The following is a 20,903-nucleotide window of genomic DNA, read 5'->3' on the forward strand; positions in this document are numbered from 1 at the left end:
GTAACGTTCTACGGACATTACAAGAACTGGCATAAAGTGGCTATTGAGAATCTGATGAAACGTCTTGATGCGAACGGGAAAAATGTACCGATTCCATGGTTAGGGAATAGAAAAATTGAGGTCAGATTTAAATAGGGTTGTAACCTAAATTATGGCGTGGAAATCCCTGTACCTGGTTCAGATTAACTATTTATATTATACAACTCCAAGACTAATTATAGTTTTTCAGTGGGTAATTATGGACACAATGAAGGCTGTAAGAAAGACGAGAGAAGGGCCCGGATTGGAACTTACCTCTGCCCCGGTTCCCGTACCGCAGAGCCATGAGGTACTGGTAAAGGTAAAAGCCTGTTCGTTATGCGGCACTGACGTACACATATATAACTGGGAACATCCATGGTCTGAGGGCAGGATAACGCCGCCCAGAATTATAGGTCATGAAGTGTGCGGCCAGGTTGTGAAGGTGGGCAGGGAAGTCACCCTTGTCCGGGAAGGCGACCTTGTATCAGCAGAGTCCCATATCTTTGATGGAAAATGCATGCAGTGCAGGATGGGCAATATGCATATCTGCCAGAATCTCAAGTTCTTTGGCGTCGATGTTGACGGCTTCTTTGCCGAGTATGCAGTCATACCTGAAACGAATGTATGGAAAAACCCACCCGACATGCCCGTGGAGATAGCCACGCTGCAAGAATCCATAGGCAACAGCGTGTACACCGTGTTCAGCCATGACGTTACAGCGAAAACCGTGGCAGTGTTCGGCGGAGGTCCTACAGCCCAGTTCGCAATCGGCATTTTGAGGGCGGCGGGCGCTGCAAGTATTATTGTGGTTGCGGGTTCAATGCTGCATCTTGACCTTGCAAAGAAGATGGGTGCAGATGTCGTTATTAACAGGCATGAAAGAGACCCTGTGGAAACAATAATGGAATTGACCGATAATCAGGGCACTGATGTATTCTTTGAAATGTCCGGGAGCGGCACTGCTCTTGCTCAGGGACTCAAGGCTTTACGGCCAAGGGGCAGCGCCTCCGTATTAGGCTTGCCCACAAAGGATGTTTGTATAGATATGGCTAAAGATTTCGTTATGAAGGATATCACTGTCCGCGGCATATACGGCAGGAAGATATGGGATACGTGGCTCACCACTTCCAGATTGCTCTTATCTGGAAAATTTGACCCTTCGCCGCTTATCACTCACAGGCTCAGGCTGGATGATTTTGAGAAGGGCTTTGAGGCTATGATATCCGGAGATGCGGGAAAAGTGGTAATGTTTCCGTAAAATTGGCGATACCTTCTTTAACCTGAGCCATATAGAATCTCTCTTGGCTTATTCTACAATGTATAGAAAGCTTCCAAATAATATGAACTGACCATCAGCCCGGCACTATCCCATAATCCAGAATTGATTTTTGGCTATTGAATCTTATTAGAGAGGTATTGTTATCAGATCATCTGGTCTCTATGCCGGAAAAAGTGCAAAATCAATGGATTTTAGGATAGTGCCTTTTTACTCCATAGTATTATTAATTAAAACAAATAAATAGGGCATCATGGAACTTCTCTTTATTATCTTCATCGCATTTTTTGTTGCTATGCTTTTCTCGATGCTCGGTCTCGGCGGGGCTATTATCTATACCCCGCTTTTTTTCTGGACAGGGCTCCCCCTCCTCACTGCAATTCCGATGGCGCTCCTCCTGAACGCGATAACGACAGCCTCGGCTTCAACCACGTATCTGGCGCAGCGGCTTGTAAAAATAGATGTTGCAATCCCGATCATCATTACGTCCATCCTGGGGGCAGTTACAGGTTCGTATCTTGCGCCGCATGCGGAAACTGGACTCCTTATCGTGCTGCTTTCCGTAGTGCTTTTTTTTGCAAGCCTGAGGCTTCTTTTCTTTAACAATCTCGGCTTTGCCGCAGGAGCGAACGAGAATAAAAAAAAGGTATTCGGTGCAGTTGCAGGGTTTCCGGTAGGGGCTATATCTTCCCTCGTTGGCATCGGCGGAGGCACTTTTATAGTGCCGCTTCTTCTGGTTCTGGGGTTTGAGATCAAAAACGCCGTCGTAACCTCTTCGTTCATCGTTACCTTCATATCCCTTTCCGGGTTCCTGGGTCACCTGAATTTCGGGCAGCAGCCGATGGATGTAAGTATGCTCTTCTATGCAGGAGCCGCCGCTTTTATTGGCGCACAGGCAGGCTCAAGACTGATATTCAGGCGCACGTCGTCCAGAACCATCGAGAGAATGTTCGCGCTTGTGCTGCTGTTCGTTGCGGGAAAACTGCTGTACGGTTTATTGTGAATGGCGAGCATTTATGAAGCACCCGTTCAATATGGAAATATATGAGACAACTCACAGACCTTGATAAAAAAATCCTTGCAAAACTCGCGCCTGAGCTTGAAGGTGCAACAGGTCCGGCGCCCGGGCATGATTTTAAATTTATCCTTGTCCCTGTATCCCACCGCGTCTCAGAATCGCCTGAGGACTTTGCAGCAAGGTTCACCAGACTGACAGATGAAGAACTTACCTATATTGTAGATATGATCTTGCGCGGCGAGGAGGATGTGCGCTCCCTGGCTGAAGGGGATTACGATGAGCTGCTTGAAATTATAGAGAAAAGGATGCCGGAAAAGGCGAAGGGATTGAAAAATTCATGAACTTCCTTCTTTCAATCTGTATGTAAGATTTCTGCGTACAAATTATAATTTAACAGACGTTATCTGCCCTCCCTTCCCGGGCACATCTCAATGATCGGACATTCATCGCACTTCGGTCCGACCGGCCTGCATAAATCCTGCCCGAACCTCACAAGCAGTTCGTTGATATGCTTCCAGTGCTTCCTGGGAAGAGTCTCGCGAAGTTTTAGCTCAGTCTCTTCAGGAGTCTTTGTTTTCACCAGCCCCAGCCTGTTCGATATCCGGTGCACATGGGTATCCACAGCCACAGCGTCCTTACCGAAGCCGTAAACAAGAGTGCAATTCGCGGTCTTCCTGCCGACACCGGGCAGCGAGAGAAGGGTTTCCATATCGGATGGAACCTTGCCTTTGAAATCGTTGTTTATTATCCGTGCAATCTCCTTGATGCGCGGCGCTTTTATCCGGTAGAACCCAACCTCGCGTATCAGTTCCTCGATATCCCCGACATCAGCATGCTCAAGCGCTGCCGGCGTGCCGTATTTTGCGAATAGTTTTTCCGAGGCCCTGTCCGTGACCTCATCGCGCGTGCGCTGCGACAGGACTGTGGCGATGAGCGCGCGGAATGGGTCTTTTGAGCCGAATTTGCCCGGATGATACCTTTTTTTAAGGCGGGATATGATGATGTCGATGGACATGCGGGTACTACTGCACGTAAAGGGTATTAAATATGAGTATCAGAGCCGCCTATAGCTTCAATTTAATTCGAAGTTAAACATATATTTATTAAGTAGGCTTGTTATCTATTGACCAGGTGAAGGAAATTATGAAGAAAGCAATTCTGGTATTTATACTATCAATTATTGTCTTGTTTCTAAGCGGATGTATCCAGTCCGGCAGTAATACAGTCAGAGATAATCTTGCAGCTAACGATTCCGGGATCGGCTCTGATATAAAAATACCTGAATTTGAGACTACACAGGAACTTAAGAAATTCTCATCAGCCAAAGAACTCCAGGAATTCCTCAAAGCCAACGCAGCCCAACAGGGAGGCGGGGTGTACGGAGGATATTTTACCGGGGTGGGGAGAGGAGATATGGTAACTGGAGTAATACCCCCTATGCCAATGGTAGTGGCGACATCAGCAGAGGTGGTACAAAAGTTGCGGCACCGCAGACCGTTTCAGCGCCGCCCGCCGTTCCGGGAACATCCGACTATTCAAAAACGAATGTCCAGGTAGAGGGTGTTGATGAAGCGGATTTCATAAAGAATGATGGCAAGTATATCTACACCCTGGCGCAGAATAAAATCGTCATCATCGATGCATTTCCGGCTGACGATGCAAAAATACTTTCTGAAATAACGGTAGATGGCAGACCAAGAGACATGTTCGTGAACGGTAACAGGCTGATAGTGTTCACAGAAGACAACAACGGGGACTTTGTTTTCCCTCAGTATGATTACATGCCGCAGCCAAGATATTCTATAAAGACCACCGCATTGATTTATGATATAACTGACAGGAAAAAGCCGGAGAAGATGGAGAATTACAGCATTAAGGGCAACTATTTCAGGTCGCGGATGATAGGCGATTACGTTTATTTCATCGTAAAAGACGAATTGTATTATTACAACAATGTTGTCGATATGCCTGTAATAAAGCAGGGCTCAGTAAAAGTCATGGCGCCTGATGTTTATTACTTTGATAATCCGGAGCAGAACTACGTGTTCCATACAATCGCGTCCATTAACATAAAATCAAATAACGTTAATGCAAAATCATTCATGATGGGCTACTCGGATAACCTGTATGTATCTGAAAACAACATCTACATAACGTACCGGAAGAATCTGCCTGTAAGGTACTACGAGATCGAACGTGAGGAAAGATTCTACAAGGTCATCGTGCCGTTGCTCCCGAAAGATGCACAGGATAAGATAAATGCAATTAAAGATAGTGCTCTTGATTCTTATGAGAAGTGGGACAAGATATCCTCCATCATGGAAGAAACTTACAACCGCATGAGTGAAAAAGAAAAAAAGGATTATGTCACAAGTGTCGATAAAGCGGTTTCAGACTATGAAATCAAGCTCGCTCAGGAGAGAGAAAAGACAGTCATCCAGAAAATCAGGATCAATAAAGGCGACATCGAATACATGACCAAAGGCGAGGTACCCGGAAGCCTGCTGAATCAGTTCTCGATGGATGAGGCCGGCGATTATTTCAGGGTCGCCACCACGTCGCAGTTCTGGACAAGGGAAGGCAATGTACAGTACAATAACGTATATGTAATGGATAAAGACCTGGGTATCACAGGGAAACTGGAAAAGATCGCACCTGATGAGCGGATATACTCAACACGGTTCATAGGCAACAGGCTTTACATGGTAACGTTCAAGCGCATAGACCCTCTGTTCGTTATAGACCTCTCAGACCCGAAGGAACCACAGATACTTGGCGAACTCAAGATACCGGGCTTCTCTGACTATCTGCACCCCTACGATGAGAATCATATCATCGGCGTGGGCAAGGAAACAGCGGATAACGAATGGGGCGGCGTGTCTATAAAAGGTGTGAAGCTCTCCCTGTTCGATGTATCGGACGTTAATAACCCGAAGCAGGTAGATATGTACGAGATAGGCGAAGCAGGTACCGATTCAGAGGCGCTCAGGGACCATAAAGCGTTCCTGTTCGATAAAACGAAGAACTTGCTTGTAATTCCGATCCGGGAAATCACAGGAAAGGAGCAATATGACAGCAGATACGGCTACTACATGCAGAAAGTATGGCAGGGCGCATACGTCTTCGGTGTTAGCCCGGCAGATGGGTTCAAGCTCAAAGGTAAGATATCCCACCTGGATGACTATGAGGAGTCGCAGTTTTACTGGAACTCGCCAGGCGCTGTACGCAGGTCGCTGTACATGGATGATATGCTTTACACAGTCTCGGCAAGGAAGATCAAAATGAACAGCCTTGATAACATCACCGGGATTAACAGCATTGACCTGCCGTTTGATAAAAACCAGTACTACGAGTATGGATGGAGATGAGACATAGCACCTTACCCGCTTAATAAACCTGCGAACCTGTCATAAAAACCTATTTCACTATAGGGATTATTAAGGTTAAACCGGACTTCGAGTCAGAGAAATTTGTCCGGGAAAATCCTGAAGAGGCCCGGGAACTGGCTTCAAGGATAATGAAAGCTAAAGGCGGGAACCCCGAGATAGCGAAGTACTGGAAGGGCTTCGGCATAAGGGAGCATGCGCTTTTAGCGGATAGTGATGTCCAGTTCTGGATAGACTGGCTGGTAAAGGATGGAAAACTAAAAGAAGGACAGTTCAAACCTGCGGATATTTATACTAATGAGCTCAATCCTTATTTTAAGGAATAAGATATGCAGTACTGAAGCAGTAAGAAGAACCGGTTGCCTCAAATTTGACAACAGGAAGACTTATTATCCCTCCTATTAATAGTACTATAATGAATGGTATTATCTTACCGGTCACTATAAAAGGCGTATACCTTATCGAGAAAGCAGGAAGCCCGATACCACTTGTGCTTCTTGAAGACGATGCGAAACGCATAATGCCGATATACATAGGCCTGTCTGAAGCCATATCCATAAACGCAGCGTTAAATCATGAAATCCCGCCAAGACCGATGACCCATGATCTTTTCATTTCGCTGCTTGAGCGCACAAGTTCAACGATAGACGATATCCTTATAGACGAACTGAATAACGGGGTTTATTATGCAAGGATGTCCGTTTCAATGGACGGGAGACAGTTCGAATTAGACGCAAGACCGAGCGACTGCATAGCCATAGCGTTGCGCTGCAATGCACCCATCCATGTGAGGGAAAGCGTACTTTCAGAAGCCATCGTCACCAAGGAAGAGCTTGAGGGTATCCTATCACTTGATAACTATCTCTCTTAACTTTCCTTAATACTTTCACGTTGCTATAGTAAACCAGATAAACCCCTGGATAGGTTTTAGTACTATGGTGTTTGAGGAAAAAGGTATCTATACTGTCCATGAGTTCACTCTTGCCATAAAAGGCATACTCACAGGCAGCCGGTTAAGTGATGTATGGATAAGGGGTGAGATATCCAATTTCACAAATCACAATTCAGGTCACCGCTATTTTACCCTGAAAGATAAGAGCAGCCAGTTGCAGTGTGTCATGTTCAAATGGCATGGTAATAATCTCAGGTTCGAGCTTGAACATGGCATGAAAGTTATTGTTTTGGGGGATATCGATGTCTACGAGCAGAGAGGTCAGTACCAGTTAAGGGTCAGAGCAATCAGACCCGATGGTGTCGGAGAACTTTACAAAGCATATGAGCAGTTGAAGAACAAACTGGCAATGGAGGGATTATTCTCACCTGAGCATAAGAAGCCGCTGCCGGAGTTCCCAAAAAGGATAGGTGTAGCAACCTCACCCACAGGAGCCGTCCTTCACGACATACTGACAGTTTTGAAACGCAGGTACCCTGTGAACATATTATTCATGCCAACGGTGGTGCAGGGCGAGTATGCGGCTGAGAGCATCGTTCGCTCGATTTCCGCGCTGAATAATACCGATGTTGACCTGATAATCATAGGGAGGGGCGGCGGTTCGATAGAAGACCTCTGGGCTTTCAATGAGGAACTCGTGGCACGGGCGGTTTTCAATTCAAAGATTCCAGTCATATCCGCAGTCGGGCATGAGACCGATTACACGATCGCTGATTTTGTAGCTGATGTCCGCGCCCCGACGCCGTCAGCAGCTGCCGAGATAGCCGTTCCCGACAGGCAGGAGCTGTGCAACAGGATAAGCAGGATCGGGGACAGATTAACTGAGGTCCAGAGGCGCAATCTCAGTGACAGGACAAATTATCTCGCGCAACTGAAAGCTGCTATCGAACCGGGTTTGCTCCTGGACAGGGTATCTCATTATATGCAATATACGGATGACATCGCCAGGAGACAGGCTTTGAGCGTGCAGAGGATACTTGAGGCAAAGAAATCCCTTTTCGCGGTGCATGCTGGTAAACTTGATGCTGTCGGCCCTCTTGGGACGCTCTTGAGGGGTTACAGCATAACGTTGAAGCTGCCTGATAAAACCCTGGTAAGGAGTATAGATGATGTTGAAGAAAGAGATAAGCTCCAGATAACAGTGAACGATGGAAAAATCAAATGTCATGTAGATTATAAGGAGGTATGCAAATGGAAATGAGCTTTGAAGAGTCGCTTGTGGAACTTGAGAACATTGTTGAAAAACTTGAAAACGGGCAGCTTTCTCTTGATGAAAGCCTTATACTTTTTGATACGGGAATAAAATTGGTCAAAGAATGCGATACCAAGCTGAAAAATGCGCAGCAACAGATCGAAAAATTAATTGAAGAGAATAATTGTCTGAAATCCGAACCATTTGAGTTGCATAATGAAAATGCACATGAAAAATAAACTGGCAGGGCTACAGTTCTCAGTTTTTAGTTATATTAGTAAAATATAAATATGCCACAAAACATATACACCAAAGTCGATGAAAAAAACGGGTCGAGTATCCACGGGAATTTATGGTCTTGATGACCTGATGGGAGGAGGCTTTCGAGAAAATACTATAAATATAGTCCGCGGGGGGACTGGTGTCGGAAAAACCACATTTGCGCTGCAATATTCGCTTTTCGGTCTTAATCGCGGTGAGAAAGTCGTGTACATCTCCTTTGAGATGTCGGAAGAGCAGATCGTACGGGACTGCAGGGATATAGGATGGGAAGAGATCGAGCATTATATCGAACAGGGAGACCTGAAGATAATCCATCTGTTTGGCGAGGACCTCACATTTCCGTCCCTGGACGTTGCAGAGATAGTCCGGAAAGCTCTGCCGCCCCGGAACCTGAGACTGGTGATAGATCCATTGACCTATCCGACTTTTTATTCTGAAAAAGAGAAACGAAAATCCCTGAGCACTATATTTAAAGATTTAAGGATAATGGGAACGGTTGTGATAGCTCTCGAAGACCCGGCAGACGGCAATCACATATCCGAGGGTTCAGCCATGCCGCTCTATTTAGCTGATTCCGTGATATACATGCAAAATCTGGGCTTTGGCGAAATGTACGACAGAACTCTGCGGATCATGAAGCACAGGGGTTCAAGGCATGGCGATAGCCTGTATCCGTACACTATAGAAACAGGATTGGGAGTAGTTATCCAGGCATCACAGAAACAGGTTGAAAAGGTAAAGCCCAAAACCAAATTCGCTGATCAGTTCAAAGAAGCAATAGAGAGAACAAGAGCTATGGGGAGCGCAGGGGAAAGATTATCGGCAAGGATTGAAGCTTTGCAGAAGAACTGGACGCATGATGAGGACCCTTCCCAGCTTCTCAGGCTTGTCCTGGAAGAGGAGAAGAAAGGACATGGCAAAAGGACTTGAAGAGACCCTGGATGACCTGCAGGAGATCGAAGGTGTTGAAGCATGCATACTCTACAGGATAGACGGGGTGCCCATAACCTTAAGAGCCAGGGGCTATCAAGAACATCTTCTTGAGACCATGTTCTGGCTGGAGAAGCAGATAAAGCAGGTGCTGGGGGAAATGAACAAGGAAGGTCTGACCGAGACGATTTTTTATTTCAGGAGCAACCGCATCCTGATGGCTCCCTCGTCAAGATCAACTGTGCTGGTGACGATTACGGACGCTGAAGCCAACCAGCAGCTTACATCGCTTGAGACGCTGCGTGCAAGTAAGATTATCGGGGAGTGCGTTACATAAGCAACAGAAGATTACGTTCAAGTTGTTTTACTAATTTTAACATTCTTAAAAAAGATATGATAATCATAACCATCTTAAATAGGAAGAGTTATATATCCATGATACAAGTTGTACATACAACCGGTAGGCAGGATAGGAAATCGATAGGATAGAAGATAGTTTAGAGCATCTATAGAATTGTGGTTAAATGAAATCAATTACATTGTTCAGTAATAAAAAAATCACAAAGAGGCAGCAGGAGATATTATTGAACAGGCGCGTTCACGCGTGGATTTTGAGCCTGACCTTGCTTTATTTTACGCCACCTTGAAGTATAATGATAACTCAAAGAGTTGAAAACATGGAGAAATACGATATTGTGATTATAGGTGGTGGATTTGCTGGGACTTCGTTGGCATATAAGTTATCAAAGTTAGATAGCAGCTTGCAGGTCGCACTGATAGAGCGTAATAGGTTGGGGGGAAAACCAGTATCAGCTTTTACATTTATGGATGTAATTGATGATCTGGGAATTAAAGATTCGGTAAAACAATGCTATAATCAAATAGAACTCATTTGTACTCTTGGCGCTCAGGAAAGTTATACTTATGATGAAGATGTTTTTGCTCTGATTGATTATCAAAAAGCCTGTGAGGAACTGGTTAATAAAAGTGTCTGTAGCGTCATATTCGAAGAGGTTAAATCTATAAAAGGCGGCAAGGTGGTCCTAACAGATAAGGTGGTAGGTGCAAAAATTATAGTAGATGCTTCCGGATGGGGTTACAAATTCAGAAAAGAGCTACATCTGGGCGTACCAAAAATAGAAAATCATTTATATTTTAGAAAACTTATTAAATGTAATATCTCCAATCCCAAGTCAGTTCAACTTGTTGTTGGAGATATAGGTAGCAATGGAGGCTGGTTCTACCCGATCAGTAATAACGAATGTGAAATAGGGGTCGCTGAAAGAACTAATAAGTTATCCAGATCCGAAAAAGCCAATATCCAAAATAAACAGGAGAAAAACATGGAGCGATTCGTAAACCACTCACCTTATAGTGAGATGTTGAAAGAATCAATGACCGAGTCAGAAACTATGGTGTATTATCCATACGATCCTGTCAAACAAGTAGTAAAAGGTAATGTTATGTTTCTTGGTGATAATGCAGGTATGGTTCATCCTATGCATGGGATGGGGATACATTACATTAACAGAATAGGTACGTTATGCGCTAAATATTGCGTACAGGCTGCGCACGGCAATATTACTCTGTTAAGAGAATATCAAAATGCGTGGGATAGAATGCTAAAAAATGATATGGATGCATGGGTACAGGGAATGACCTACTGGAGTTTAAAAAAAAAGCAATTAAATAAAATTATAGAGATACGTAGTAATTCTTATGTTAACAAGATGAATGTTTTATCAGAGCTGAGAGGTCATAGTGGCAATAATTGCGAAAGAGATACATTCCAGGTTCCATTAGGGTTGTATTTAAATCTTGTTAAGCACGCTTTAATGCATAAAATAAAATATAAATTAAAATACAGGTGCTGACTATGCAATCCATTACAGTATTTAGCAATAAGAAAGATCCAGTAGCTGCCGCTCAGGATTTAGTCGAACAAGCCCATGCAAGCGTGGATTTCAAACCGGATCTTGCCTTATTCTACTGTACCTTAAAATACAATGGCAAATACCAGTCCATGCTGGATATATTTCATGAAGAATTTGGCAATATACCGCAAATTGGTGCTTCCGTAGACGGCATGATATTCCCGGACGATATCAGGACGGATGGCGCTGCACTTGTCTTATGTAAAGATCCTAAAGCGAAAATAAGCGTTCAAGGTGCAAAAGAAAAAGGTGCGATTGCATCGGCAAAAAAACTTGTCCAAAAGATAAATTGTGAAAAAGGTGTTGTGATATTGCATTTTCCGCTGGCTCATGTTCCGAATGCATTTAAATTTGCTAAATTTTTTACCAAAGGGTTTTATTACAGTAAACGATGCAAAGATGCTGACAAGGAAAAACAGAAAGAGTATGCTGGAAAATTCGCAGACTACTGCGATAAAGAAAATATTTTCTACCTTCCCCCGACTATACTTGATATTTTTGCAAACCATCTGGATTATAAAATTCCGATAATCGGGGTAAATGTTTTACATACTCAAGCAAGGTTTAATTCCCCTAACATTTTCTGTAACTTCAAGGATATCGAAGATGGCATTGCAGCGCTAACGATAGAGAAAGATGGCATAAACGCTATATATGATGATATCTTTCCAGATAAAGGTAAAACCCTGGAAGAGACGAAGTGTATAGTGGATAATGAGTTTACAATTATTAAGGAATTTAAAGCTAATTTTAATAAAAACGTGTTAATCTCCCTTGATGGCAAACCGCCAGTCGATGCCGTAAAAAATCTAATATACACATCCGGAGAAAAAAAAGAGAAATTGTTAGCGCATCTTGATAAAGGCGATTATAAAGTTCACATGCCTTACGGGCTCTTGTTTATTAATAAAAAAACAATGGTGTGTTTGTTCTTGGAATGGGAAGCTATGTACCTTTCGATTTGTTTCCTTTTTTTATGGATATTTCAAATTATTCACAAGAGGCTATCCTGACATATGCACTGGTGAATGATAAATTTGATGCTTTTATTTCATGTTTGAATCATTTAAAATCTACTAATGATAGATTTGCTTTTTTCTGCATTGACATAGGAGTTACTACAGCATTTGGAGAGAAGGTTTTTGAATACAAAGATAAAATAAAAAAATTAGCAGGTAAAAATTATTTTGGAATTTTTTCTTTTACTCCGTCAGCGTATATGCCGCCTGAATTCATCTTAAGAAACTATTTGTCTGAGTCACTCAGTAATACGTTTTTTATGACAGGCGGGACAAATGTGTGCTTGGAAATTTAAAGAAAAGCACTCAATCCCATAAGTACAATTGAGGATTGAATAGAAATGCCTATACTTCTGAATGCTTTTAAGTCCCCTATATCTAAAATCCAGTTTTTTTTATACATATGAACAGCTGTATTTTTCAAAAAATAAACAAATGGGAATACCATAACTAAAAGGCCATTGCTAAATAAGCTTAAAGTCAGCGGGTTCAACATAACCAAATAAAACAGTGCCATCATGTAACAGGAGCATTGTATGAGTTGAGAAGGAGAGAAAGATACACCAAAAGTTTTTAAACCAGCTTTCCTGTCCCCTGAAATATCTTTTAAATCTTTTAACAACATTCCTGACATACTGAAGAAAAAGAAGGCCACTGCTAGTACTATCCCTTTTGTATTTAGATCAGAGTATATTAGCCAGATACCTAATGTGTATGTTGGCCATGCAGTAGCATAGGTAATTAATTCACCCATATAATGATCTTTCAGTCTAAAGCCAATTATTTTTCTAAGAATCAAATTATCCGAATACCACCATGTAGCAAAAGCCCAGATTAAAAAATACAGATAAATCGGCCTTTTTAATTCCATTGATAAATAGTAAACAGAGAATATAGAGCATGCGTAGAGAACGAGAGCAATAAAAGGAGTCGTTTTTTGCATTGAGATATCTTCCGTCAGAATTGTTTTTTTGCCAGCCGCTTTATCTTCGTTTAAATCATTGCAATGATTCCATAGATTAGAGCCATAGTTCGAAAACAGTGAAACAGCTATTCCAGCAAACAGAACAGATATATCGTAGATGTGGAATTCTTCGCGCGATATTAAAAAAAGCGATGTTGCAAAAAGTGGAAACGGTGAAATTATTGAAGCTGGAGTGTTGCACAGCCTTAAAAGCTCAACAGTTTTTCTCCAGCACATTTTAATGTTATTTTTACCCGAATTGGAGGGGTACATTCTTAAATACTTTCTCGGCTACTTTCTCTTCTTCTTTTCTCTGCTTATCCTTTCTATCGTTCTTCATTTTTATCACTCCGTTTTATTTATCCTATTCTAAAGGACATTCATTCCTATGTCAAATACCAATATAAACTATTAAGAAAAATAATTTAGAAATTATACTAAGAAACCCAGCTAAGAAACACTCTTCAGTGATGTTTTTTATACTCTTTCATCATATGTGTTCACATGTCTAAGTTAGGAGAAACCACAGATAAAATACTCGAATTGCTTAGTAAAAGAGAGAATATTACAATAAAACAACTTGAGAAGAAAGTACCACAGGTAAATCCTGAAATCCTTAATTTTATGGATCAGGAAGGGCTTATCGAATTAAAAAACCAAGAGGTGAGCATAACTGAGTTTGGCTGCCGGATTATAACTGTAGAGTGATCTCCCTGGCTTTCTCTAAAAAAATCTTTCCCTTATCTGTTGTTATATATTTATCCAGCTTGTTCTCCACCAGCCCCTGGTTCTTCAGCAGCTCAAGATATTTATCTGCCAGTTTGAAATTCAGGTTCGTCCTGTAAACTACGCTTGTTTTGTTGACCCCCATTTTAGCAACTTCCAGAACATCGATGATAATATCTATCTTACTTCGTCGCATTTTCACCAATCTTTAATAACTATTTGTTTTTCCTATTTATAGGTTGCTCTTTAATTAAATGATTATTATACTCATAGTATGGACTTGTTTTGATTGTATATGCTCTGCAGTATCCTGCAATATTGAACTAAATTAACCTGTTATGGCAAACAGGAACTACAAAAACCAATCAATTATTTACTCGCCTGTGAAGATTCCAGCAAACTCTTTCCTTTAATAAAACCCAAAAGTGATGCTGCAAGTGCAATTAATATTATGAGTACCAAAGATATCCCCCTCGTGGTTGCTTGTTCCATCCCTTTCAATGCCAGACTGTAGAGGATATCGGCTATCCAGATTCCTATGATAAGCCCAAAAAATCCGAAGATAATGGCATAACCCAGGTTTTTAAGTAATTCAGATACTTTCATGGTTTGATGTAATAAGGGTTTTGGTGTATTAAATATATCGAATATTGCAGAGGAATTTGCAAAGGAGGACTTCAACTTAATAGAAATATAAGAACGGACCCGGGCACAATACCAGCATGCACCCGGGGACAGCCAGCTTTAAGGAATAAATGAGGTGAATATCTTCCAGACAGCCAGCCATGATTTTTAAGGGTTTTCCAGCTAAAAAAACTTCCCATTTTATTCGCAAACCCCACAGATGCTAATCTTCCCTACCGAAATATATATACCGCAAAGATTCATCTGGATGGTGCAGGACTGAAGGTGAATTATGGCAGAAGAAATACTACCCTCTATTCTGACATTTATATATACAATAGGACACTGGATAGGCGAAAAAATAGTCGGGTTGATTCAATCCATTTCAGGGGTTTTGATCCCGCAAAGCATAGTCGATGCTATCGGACTGCTCGTGATATTGACAATCTTCCTTGGTATAGCGGAAGTAGCAAAGAAGGCTATATGGGTCATCGTGGCTGTGGGCTGGGTGTTGATAGTTGTAAGGATCGCTATGCTGATGATAGGGTAATTACTTTCAGATCACTATAGTTGCATATTTACCATTTTTAGATATTTCTCCTGAATAGTTTCACCCCGCTTTCCAACTGCTTTTAAGAGCCGCGGTCAAATACCGATACTCCATTATGGTTGGATGTGAAACATTATGTCTTATCTCAGCCCCGGTAATCTTCCGATAGACCCTGCAAGTTTTAAGCCTTCGTGCATAACCGTGGTCGAAGGCACATCAGGTATGGTTCCTGCTGTACTGTTCCGCCTGTGCGCCGCATCCGCCGCATCCGGCAGGGAGGCGGTATTTGTAGATGGCTGGAACAGTTTTGACCCTTATGCCGTATCAAGGATAGCAAGGTCATTCGGAGCAAAGCAGGAGGCACTTTCCCGCATTCATGTCGCCCGCGCATTTACAGAATACCAGATGGATGCCCTGATAGGGAATTTAGAGGATGCACTTGGGCGCTGGTCTCCTGCCGTGCTGGCGGTGTCTTACTTCCCGACACTGTTCTCCGGAACCGATGGGAGGCAATTATTCGAACCGTTACTTGCACGTCTTGGTTCCCTGACGTCCACCTTCGGCACCATAACCGCAGTAACAAGTTTCGGCGGGTCATGGTACGGGGACAGGCTGCTGGCAGCCAGAGCCTCCCGCATCATACGCATCGAGCAGCCGTCAAAGAAACGCATCAGGATAATCGATGATGGGCATCTGGACGAGTACGTGCCTGTGCCCCCGGGACAGATGAGATTCACCGATTTTACAGGAGGTGGTGCATGTGGGCAGGACAGTGCCAACTTTTCGCAACCTGCTTGAGGAGATAATACAGGAACTCTCAGTGTTCCGAAGGGCACTTCGAGGTGAGGATAAAACAGCCTTTGATGACCTCATGAGCAAGGCAAGGGAACATGCCTCATCCTGCACGGTTGCGCCTGCTCTTGAACCCATGGACGCTGTTTTCTTATCAATACTCATCGAGCAGCAAAAAGAACTCAACTTGCTGCGGGAGGAGGTCTTGCATGTTCCTTCTGGACATCAGGTACGACCCGAAGAAGAGTACGATAACAAAATGGATTAAAGACGGCACCGGCTGTAAGCCTGTACGCGAGGTTTGCCATCCGAAAATATACGTATCTTCAACAGGAAAAGATAAACATGAGCTGCAGCATCTGATATCAAGCCTGCCGGGTGTGAGGGGAACATGCATCGAAAAGAAGAGAACTTGGCTTGGCAGCGAACCTGAAGAAGTGCTCTGCGCTACCATGGATGCGGGTTCTATTCACGATACCGCTTCAATGCTTGAGGCGAAAGGATGTGGGCTTTACAATATAGACCTTGACCCTGTGAGGCAGTATCTGCTTGAGTGCGGCCTCTTTCCTATGGCACGGTTCAAAGGAGACTCGCTTGATGATCATCAGTACGCACTTGATTACGAGGTACCGGAACTTACAAGTATGAGGCTCTCGGTGACACCTTCGAGAGATAAGGGAATCGCCACCATGGATGACACCATCCTCAGGATAGCCCTTGAGGACACAATAATTGAGGGCGAAGATGAGGCGCAGATTATCGAACGTTTATCCGGCGAGATTGCGGTCTCAGACCCCGACATCCTGTTCACGGACCGCGGAGATAGTTTTGACATGCCCTATCTCTATCACCGTGCAGCGCTGCACGGCATTGAATTGCAGCTTGGACGGGAAAAGGATATTCTTCCTGATAGCTGCGGCAGGTCATATTTCAGCTACGGCAGGATGCTCTACAAACCCGGAGGATTTACGCTGGCAGGACGGCTGCACCTTGATACATCCTCTTTTATTTTCAGGGAAGGCGGGCTTCCCGGGATGATAGACCTTGCGCGCATAACAGGGATACCGATGCAGGAGTTGTCGCGCCTGAGCCCCGGCAGCGCAGTGACTGCATTGCAGGTCAACCAGGCGCTGCGTGACGGTGTGCTTGTGCCGTGGAAGCGCAACCTTGCGGAATACTGGAAGACGGCGCTGGAACTGCTCATCGCTGACAGGGGTGCGCTTGTGATAGAGCCGAAAGTCGGATTGCATGAGAACGTCTCAGAAATAGATTTCGCTTCCCTTTTCCCAAATATCATGGTGAACCACAACATCTCGCCTGAAACCGTTCTGTGCAGCTGCTGCCCTGATTCAAGCCATCGCGTGCCGTTCGTGCATTACAACATATGCCAAAGGCATACAGGACTTATCCCGCGTGTGCTTACGCCCCTGATCGAGAGACGGGTGGAATATAAGAAACGCATCGCCACGGATCCGGCAAGGGCAGAGGAGTATGAGATGAAGCAGAACATGCTCAAATGGCTGCTTGTGACAAGCTTCGGGTACATGGGTTTTAACAAGGCACGCTTCGGGAGGATCGAATGCCACGAATCAATAACGGCGTATGGTCGTGAAATCTTACTCTTGACTATGGAGATGGCTGATAGAATGGGTTTTGAGATACTGCACGGCATCGTGGACTGCCTCTGGGTGAAAGGTCATGGCGCCGAGAGGCTCTGCGAACTCATGACGCGGAAAACAGGCATACAGCTTGAACTTAAGGGCGAGTTCAGGTGGCTCGTGTTCCTGCCCAACAAATCAAACGGCGCAGGCGCGTTGAACCGCTATTACGGTGTTATGAACAACGGCAAGCTGAAGGTACGCGGGATAGAGATGCGGCGAAGCGATACCCCCAGGGTCATCAGGGACCTTCAGGAAGCCATGCTTGGAAAGCTTGCACAGGCGAAAAACGCCTCTGAATTCCGCATGAAAATTCCGGAGACTATCGGAGTTCTGAGGGAGCACGCGCGAAAACTGCTGGCTGGCGAATGTATCCCTGCCGACCTGGTATTCGAAACGCATGTATCCAGGGGCTCAGATGATTATAAGCAATTCAATAACCAGGCGGCTGCACTGAGACAGTACCTGCATGAAGGTATCAAGATACAGCCGGGTCAGAGCATACGCTACATAATAACAGACCACAGCTCAAAAAGGTACCAGAAGCGGGTCAAGATCCCGGAGCTTGCCGACGAGACAACCGTATACGACCGTGCTAAATACTATGAATATCTCCTGCGTGCAGCCGAAAGCATACTACTGCCCTTCGGATACACAGAGAGGAGGCTGGATGAGCTGGTGAAGGGAAAAGTGCAGGAGAATCTGTGTAAGTATATGGTTACTGATAACTTTTAGGAAGATATAAATATAGCGTGTAATACACATATCCGGTACACAGGAGGATTATGGCTTTTGAATTAGAGATTATAACCATCGTGATAGGAGTCATTTACGGCTACCTGAAACCCGGCAAGGAAGACCGTAAAGCCCTGCTCAAAAAGGGTGTGTTGATAGGCATAATACTCGGTCTTATCTTTACGGGGCTGGGACTGCTGGTAAATATAAAATTCCTGCTGGTCAGTACGGTTGTAGGACTGGTCATATTCATAGAAGTTATTCTCCTGGCTGTGCTTTTCATAGCCGGCACGTTTATAGGGGACTGGATCGAAGAGAAAAGCAAAGCGGCGTGAAACGATTCAATTTCTTTTTAAGTCTTTGGGATCTTTACAAAGAACACGCTCCCGCCTTCCGGATTATCCTCTATCCAGACATCGCCTCCGTGCAGATTAACGATACGCTTCACGATTGCAAGCCCAAGGCCGGTACCCTTTACGCCTTTCTTATCCACCCTCTGAAAGCGGGTAAAGAGCTTTACCTTATCTTCATCTTTTATTCCGGGACCCCAGTCTTTGACGTATATCCTGTATGAGTTATTCCCGTCTATAATATTTACCTCGATTTTGCTTCCGGCAGGTGAGTATTTTATAGCGTTGTCAAGAAGGTTTGAAAAAACGTCCTCGATTATCGGATTCACCATTGCATAGCATTCATCCTTTGCCAGGTACTCCAGTTTCATGTTTTTCTCCTCAATCTGCGGCATGAGGCTGTCTGCGGCTGCCCTAAAAACCATGTTCAAATCGAGCTTTGATCTTTCCAGTTTTTCGGCGCTCTCCAGCCTGGCATACTTGCTGGCACTTTTGATCATCCCGATGAGTTTGTCTGCATTGCGCTTTATCATCAGAAGCGATCTTCGTATCCCGTCTTCTTCGGTTTTCTCAAGCTGCAGTTCACTCATTGTTTTTATAATGCTCAATGGATTCAGCAGGTCGTGATGCATAATGTCTGTGAAGAGGTCTTTGATGCGGTTCGCCTCTTCAAGCGCTGCGGTGTAGTTTTTCAAAGCCTCCTCAGCACGCCGCCGCTCGGCGATTTCATCCTGTAAAGCTTCATTGGCTTTTGCTAACTCTGAAGTCCGTTCCTGAACACGTATCTCTAACTCATCGTGCGCTCTGCGCAGTTCCTCCTCTGCCTGCCTGCGTTCAGTGATATCACGGACGACGCTTAACACAAGCATGCCTCCGGCTGTTTCCAGCGGGCTTAACATGATGTCCGCGGGGAACTCGTTTCCATCTTTGCGCCTGCCATACAGGCCCATGCCAAGGCCTAACGATCTGACGCGAGGTTTGATAAAGTATCCATTGCGCTGCTCCACATGCCGTTCCCTGAAGCGCTCAGGTACCAGGATCTCAACAGTTTTGCCGAGCAACTCATCCCGGGTATAGCCGAACATCTTTTCAGTGGCTGTATTGACACGCACGATATGTCCTTCACGATTAACAACGACGATGGCATCAGGTGCGAATTCGAAGATATTTTCAAATATTGTTCCCAATTCTTTTTACTCTCCTTAAGGCATCTCCTCAAAAACGGCTAACAAATGCATGTGAATAACAATTATGATTCCAGATATGAAAAGGCTGCTGATTTGAATCAGACGCACATGACACAATTATTACTCTTTAAAAAATCCGAAGGGATTTTGTACAAAAAGACCAATACTAATGCGATGAAAGAAAGGCTCATCTCTTTATCGCAGCAAAACAGGAATAATCATTTCCTGAAGAACAGGATCGAGCTTCGATGCAAGTGCGGCTACTGCGAGAGCACTACATATTACGATTATTTAACAAGCGGTGAGTTCAATATCGGGGAGCCAATCTCTACCATCAGTCCCTTTATATCCGAGGCCGTTTACGATGAGACCATCAGCGTAACCCCTCTCAGGTCATCAAAAAAAATGCCCTGCCTGCGGCAAGGAAATAATAGCCGTGTTCCCCCTGTCCCTGGAAGAACTCATCCCGCTTCTGCAATCGCGACCGCCAGACCCGCATATGTACGGGTGATAGCATGGAGACTATCGAAGCTATCAGGACACGCAGAAGCGTCAGAGGATTTACCGACGAGAGTATAAGCGATGAGATTATCGAGCAGGTGTTGGATGCCGGGAGGTGGGCGCCGTCCGGATTGAACAACCAGGCGTGGCGGTTCATAGTGGTGAAGGACCCTGAAACGAAAATAGCTCTTTCAAAACTCACGGAATATGGTCCGACTATTAAAAATGCACAGGTGTTGATAGTGGTTTTTCTTGATAAAGACCACATGTACAATTATACAAAGGACGTACAGTCAATCGGCGCGTGTATCCAGAACATGCTGCTTGCAATTCAGTCGCTCGAGCTCGGAGCAGTGTGGTTAGGCGAGATCCTGAAAAATAAGGATATGGTGAATAAAGTCCTCGATGCACCCGAACCTTACGAATTAATGGCCGTAGTAGCCCTTGGACATCCGGCAAGGAAGGAAAGAATCTCGGACAGGAAAGCTCTCTCTCATCTTGTTTTCCGTGAAAAATTCGGATTACATTGGTAATCGTTTTTTGTTTTCCGACTCTATGATTATGATAATAATGGTAGTAGTAATATAAATAGGGATAAATATTATATACTATAGGGTTCATACACTTTTTGTTAACGATTACCTGGATAATCTCAATCGTTAATATAGGAGGTATAAAATGATAGTATCGCCTTACTGTGAAAAACACGATATGGCAATAAGACTGCTGACGCTTTCGCACTGTGAAAGACGGCATGATTCTGATTGTGAAAGCGGTCAATGTGAACATTTCGGGATGAGATTAAA

Annotated in this window: 27 protein-coding genes; 22 read left to right on the plus strand and 5 right to left on the minus strand. The window is 44.1% G+C overall.

Annotated features, from left to right (window positions below; all coding sequences use genetic code 11):
• Positions 1-238 precede the first annotated feature (238 nt).
• The 3 genes from tdh to MNV_RS16515 all read left to right on the plus strand — a co-directional run bounded on the left by tdh (position 239) and on the right by MNV_RS16515 (position 2,656).
• Complete coding sequence (tdh, locus tag MNV_RS16505; protein ID WP_179294043.1) at positions 239-1,279, plus strand: L-threonine 3-dehydrogenase; 1,041 nt, start codon at positions 239-241, stop codon at positions 1,277-1,279.
• A 271-nt stretch (positions 1,280-1,550) separates the two neighbouring features.
• Entirely contained in the window at positions 1,551-2,300 is a 750-nt protein-coding gene (locus tag MNV_RS16510; RefSeq protein WP_096207041.1) for a sulfite exporter TauE/SafE family protein, read from the plus strand.
• Positions 2,301-2,341: 41 nt separating this feature from the next.
• Positions 2,342-2,656, plus strand: a complete 315-nt coding sequence (locus MNV_RS16515) for a hypothetical protein (RefSeq protein ID WP_096207042.1) — start codon at positions 2,342-2,344, stop codon at positions 2,654-2,656.
• Between the two features lie 59 nt (positions 2,657-2,715).
• On the opposite strand, the gene MNV_RS16520 is transcribed toward MNV_RS16515, so the two are convergent.
• Positions 2,716-3,330 carry an endonuclease III domain-containing protein gene (locus tag MNV_RS16520; protein WP_096207043.1) on the minus strand — a complete coding sequence of 205 codons (615 nt, stop codon included), beginning with the start codon at positions 3,328-3,330 and terminating at the stop codon, positions 2,716-2,718.
• Between the two features lie 128 nt (positions 3,331-3,458).
• Here MNV_RS16520 and MNV_RS20905 point away from each other — a divergent pair, with 128 nt between their 5' ends.
• From MNV_RS20905 to MNV_RS16575, 11 genes are all read left to right on the plus strand, one after another.
• The gene (locus MNV_RS20905) at positions 3,459-3,872 is read left to right on the plus strand and encodes a hypothetical protein (RefSeq protein WP_096207044.1); all 414 of its coding nucleotides are present in this window, start codon (positions 3,459-3,461) and stop codon (positions 3,870-3,872) included.
• A gap of 23 nt (positions 3,873-3,895) precedes the next feature.
• The gene (locus MNV_RS16530) at positions 3,896-5,683 is read left to right on the plus strand and encodes a beta-propeller domain-containing protein (RefSeq protein ID WP_257000098.1); all 1,788 of its coding nucleotides are present in this window, start codon (positions 3,896-3,898) and stop codon (positions 5,681-5,683) included.
• Between the two features lie 149 nt (positions 5,684-5,832).
• Positions 5,833-6,027: a hypothetical protein gene (locus MNV_RS16535; protein WP_096207046.1), complete on the plus strand. Its 195-nt coding sequence runs from the start codon at positions 5,833-5,835 to the stop codon at positions 6,025-6,027.
• 89 nt (positions 6,028-6,116) lie between these two features.
• Positions 6,117-6,572 (plus strand): bifunctional nuclease family protein, encoded by a 456-nt coding sequence (locus tag MNV_RS16540; RefSeq protein ID WP_096207047.1) that lies wholly within the window; start codon positions 6,117-6,119, stop codon positions 6,570-6,572.
• A gap of 64 nt (positions 6,573-6,636) precedes the next feature.
• Positions 6,637-7,854 carry an exodeoxyribonuclease VII large subunit gene (gene xseA / locus MNV_RS16545; protein ID WP_096207048.1) on the plus strand — a complete coding sequence of 406 codons (1,218 nt, stop codon included), beginning with the start codon at positions 6,637-6,639 and terminating at the stop codon, positions 7,852-7,854.
• Positions 7,845-8,084, plus strand: a complete 240-nt coding sequence (xseB, locus tag MNV_RS16550) for an exodeoxyribonuclease VII small subunit (protein ID WP_257000097.1) — start codon at positions 7,845-7,847, stop codon at positions 8,082-8,084. Before xseA ends, xseB begins: the two co-directional genes overlap by 10 nt.
• Positions 8,085-8,163: 79 nt before the next feature.
• A complete protein-coding gene (locus MNV_RS16555; protein WP_096207050.1) occupies positions 8,164-9,057 on the plus strand; it encodes an RAD55 family ATPase in 894 nt (297 codons plus the stop codon).
• The gene (locus tag MNV_RS16560) at positions 9,041-9,394 is read left to right on the plus strand and encodes a roadblock/LC7 domain-containing protein (RefSeq protein ID WP_096207051.1); all 354 of its coding nucleotides are present in this window, start codon (positions 9,041-9,043) and stop codon (positions 9,392-9,394) included. Before MNV_RS16555 ends, MNV_RS16560 begins: the two co-directional genes overlap by 17 nt.
• A gap of 340 nt (positions 9,395-9,734) precedes the next feature.
• Positions 9,735-10,931: an NAD(P)/FAD-dependent oxidoreductase gene (locus MNV_RS16565; protein ID WP_179294044.1), complete on the plus strand. Its 1,197-nt coding sequence runs from the start codon at positions 9,735-9,737 to the stop codon at positions 10,929-10,931.
• A gap of 2 nt (positions 10,932-10,933) precedes the next feature.
• Positions 10,934-12,004 (plus strand): FIST N-terminal domain-containing protein, encoded by a 1,071-nt coding sequence (locus tag MNV_RS16570; RefSeq protein ID WP_096207053.1) that lies wholly within the window; start codon positions 10,934-10,936, stop codon positions 12,002-12,004.
• Positions 11,968-12,306 (plus strand): hypothetical protein, encoded by a 339-nt coding sequence (locus tag MNV_RS16575; protein ID WP_096207054.1) that lies wholly within the window; start codon positions 11,968-11,970, stop codon positions 12,304-12,306. Before MNV_RS16570 ends, MNV_RS16575 begins: the two co-directional genes overlap by 37 nt.
• Here the strand turns inward: MNV_RS16575 and MNV_RS16580 are convergent.
• On the minus strand, positions 12,303-13,247 hold the full coding sequence (locus MNV_RS16580) for a UbiA family prenyltransferase (RefSeq protein WP_096207055.1): 945 nt from the start codon (positions 13,245-13,247) through the stop codon (positions 12,303-12,305). The genes MNV_RS16575 and MNV_RS16580 overlap by 4 nt on opposite strands.
• Positions 13,248-13,478: 231 nt before the next feature.
• On the opposite strand from MNV_RS16580, the gene MNV_RS16585 reads away from it, so the two are divergent.
• Positions 13,479-13,682, plus strand: coding sequence for a hypothetical protein (locus tag MNV_RS16585; RefSeq protein ID WP_096207056.1), 204 nt, complete (start codon positions 13,479-13,481; stop codon positions 13,680-13,682).
• On the opposite strand, the gene MNV_RS16590 is transcribed toward MNV_RS16585, so the two are convergent.
• Together MNV_RS16590 and MNV_RS16595 are read right to left on the minus strand one after the other, a co-directional pair.
• The gene (locus tag MNV_RS16590; protein ID WP_096207057.1) at positions 13,666-13,896 is read right to left on the minus strand and encodes a winged helix-turn-helix domain-containing protein; all 231 of its coding nucleotides are present in this window, start codon (positions 13,894-13,896) and stop codon (positions 13,666-13,668) included. The genes MNV_RS16585 and MNV_RS16590 overlap by 17 nt on opposite strands.
• Positions 13,897-14,069: 173 nt before the next feature.
• On the minus strand, positions 14,070-14,306 hold the full coding sequence (locus MNV_RS16595; RefSeq protein WP_096207058.1) for a hypothetical protein: 237 nt from the start codon (positions 14,304-14,306) through the stop codon (positions 14,070-14,072).
• A gap of 310 nt (positions 14,307-14,616) precedes the next feature.
• Here MNV_RS16595 and MNV_RS16600 point away from each other — a divergent pair, with 310 nt between their 5' ends.
• The 5 genes from MNV_RS16600 to MNV_RS16615 all read left to right on the plus strand — a co-directional run bounded on the left by MNV_RS16600 (position 14,617) and on the right by MNV_RS16615 (position 18,394).
• Positions 14,617-14,874 carry a hypothetical protein gene (locus MNV_RS16600; protein ID WP_096207059.1) on the plus strand — a complete coding sequence of 86 codons (258 nt, stop codon included), beginning with the start codon at positions 14,617-14,619 and terminating at the stop codon, positions 14,872-14,874.
• A 135-nt stretch (positions 14,875-15,009) separates the two neighbouring features.
• Complete coding sequence (locus MNV_RS16605; protein ID WP_096207060.1) at positions 15,010-15,672, plus strand: P-loop NTPase family protein; 663 nt, start codon at positions 15,010-15,012, stop codon at positions 15,670-15,672.
• Complete coding sequence (locus MNV_RS19915) at positions 15,635-15,934, plus strand: hypothetical protein (RefSeq protein WP_179294045.1); 300 nt, start codon at positions 15,635-15,637, stop codon at positions 15,932-15,934. The genes MNV_RS16605 and MNV_RS19915 overlap by 38 nt, the downstream gene beginning before the upstream one ends.
• Positions 15,876-18,059 (plus strand): DNA polymerase domain-containing protein, encoded by a 2,184-nt coding sequence (locus tag MNV_RS16610; protein WP_179294046.1) that lies wholly within the window; start codon positions 15,876-15,878, stop codon positions 18,057-18,059. Before MNV_RS19915 ends, MNV_RS16610 begins: the two co-directional genes overlap by 59 nt.
• Before the next feature lie 50 nt (positions 18,060-18,109).
• Complete coding sequence (locus MNV_RS16615) at positions 18,110-18,394, plus strand: hypothetical protein (RefSeq protein ID WP_096207062.1); 285 nt, start codon at positions 18,110-18,112, stop codon at positions 18,392-18,394.
• Between the two features lie 17 nt (positions 18,395-18,411).
• Here MNV_RS16615 and MNV_RS16620 read toward each other — a convergent pair whose 3' ends face one another.
• Positions 18,412-19,596: a PAS domain-containing sensor histidine kinase gene (locus tag MNV_RS16620; RefSeq protein ID WP_096207063.1), complete on the minus strand. Its 1,185-nt coding sequence runs from the start codon at positions 19,594-19,596 to the stop codon at positions 18,412-18,414.
• Between the two features lie 51 nt (positions 19,597-19,647).
• Between MNV_RS16620 and MNV_RS19125 the strand changes: the two genes are divergently transcribed.
• Both MNV_RS19125 and MNV_RS16625 read left to right on the plus strand, forming a co-directional pair.
• Positions 19,648-20,175, plus strand: coding sequence for a hypothetical protein (locus tag MNV_RS19125; RefSeq protein ID WP_179294047.1), 528 nt, complete (start codon positions 19,648-19,650; stop codon positions 20,173-20,175).
• Positions 20,112-20,630: a nitroreductase family protein gene (locus tag MNV_RS16625; protein WP_096207064.1), complete on the plus strand. Its 519-nt coding sequence runs from the start codon at positions 20,112-20,114 to the stop codon at positions 20,628-20,630. Before MNV_RS19125 ends, MNV_RS16625 begins: the two co-directional genes overlap by 64 nt.
• Positions 20,631-20,903 lie beyond the last annotated feature (273 nt).

The sequence above is a fragment of the Candidatus Methanoperedens nitratireducens genome (assembly GCF_900196725.1).
Taxonomy (GTDB): domain Archaea; phylum Halobacteriota; class Methanosarcinia; order Methanosarcinales; family Methanoperedenaceae; genus Methanoperedens; species Methanoperedens nitroreducens_A.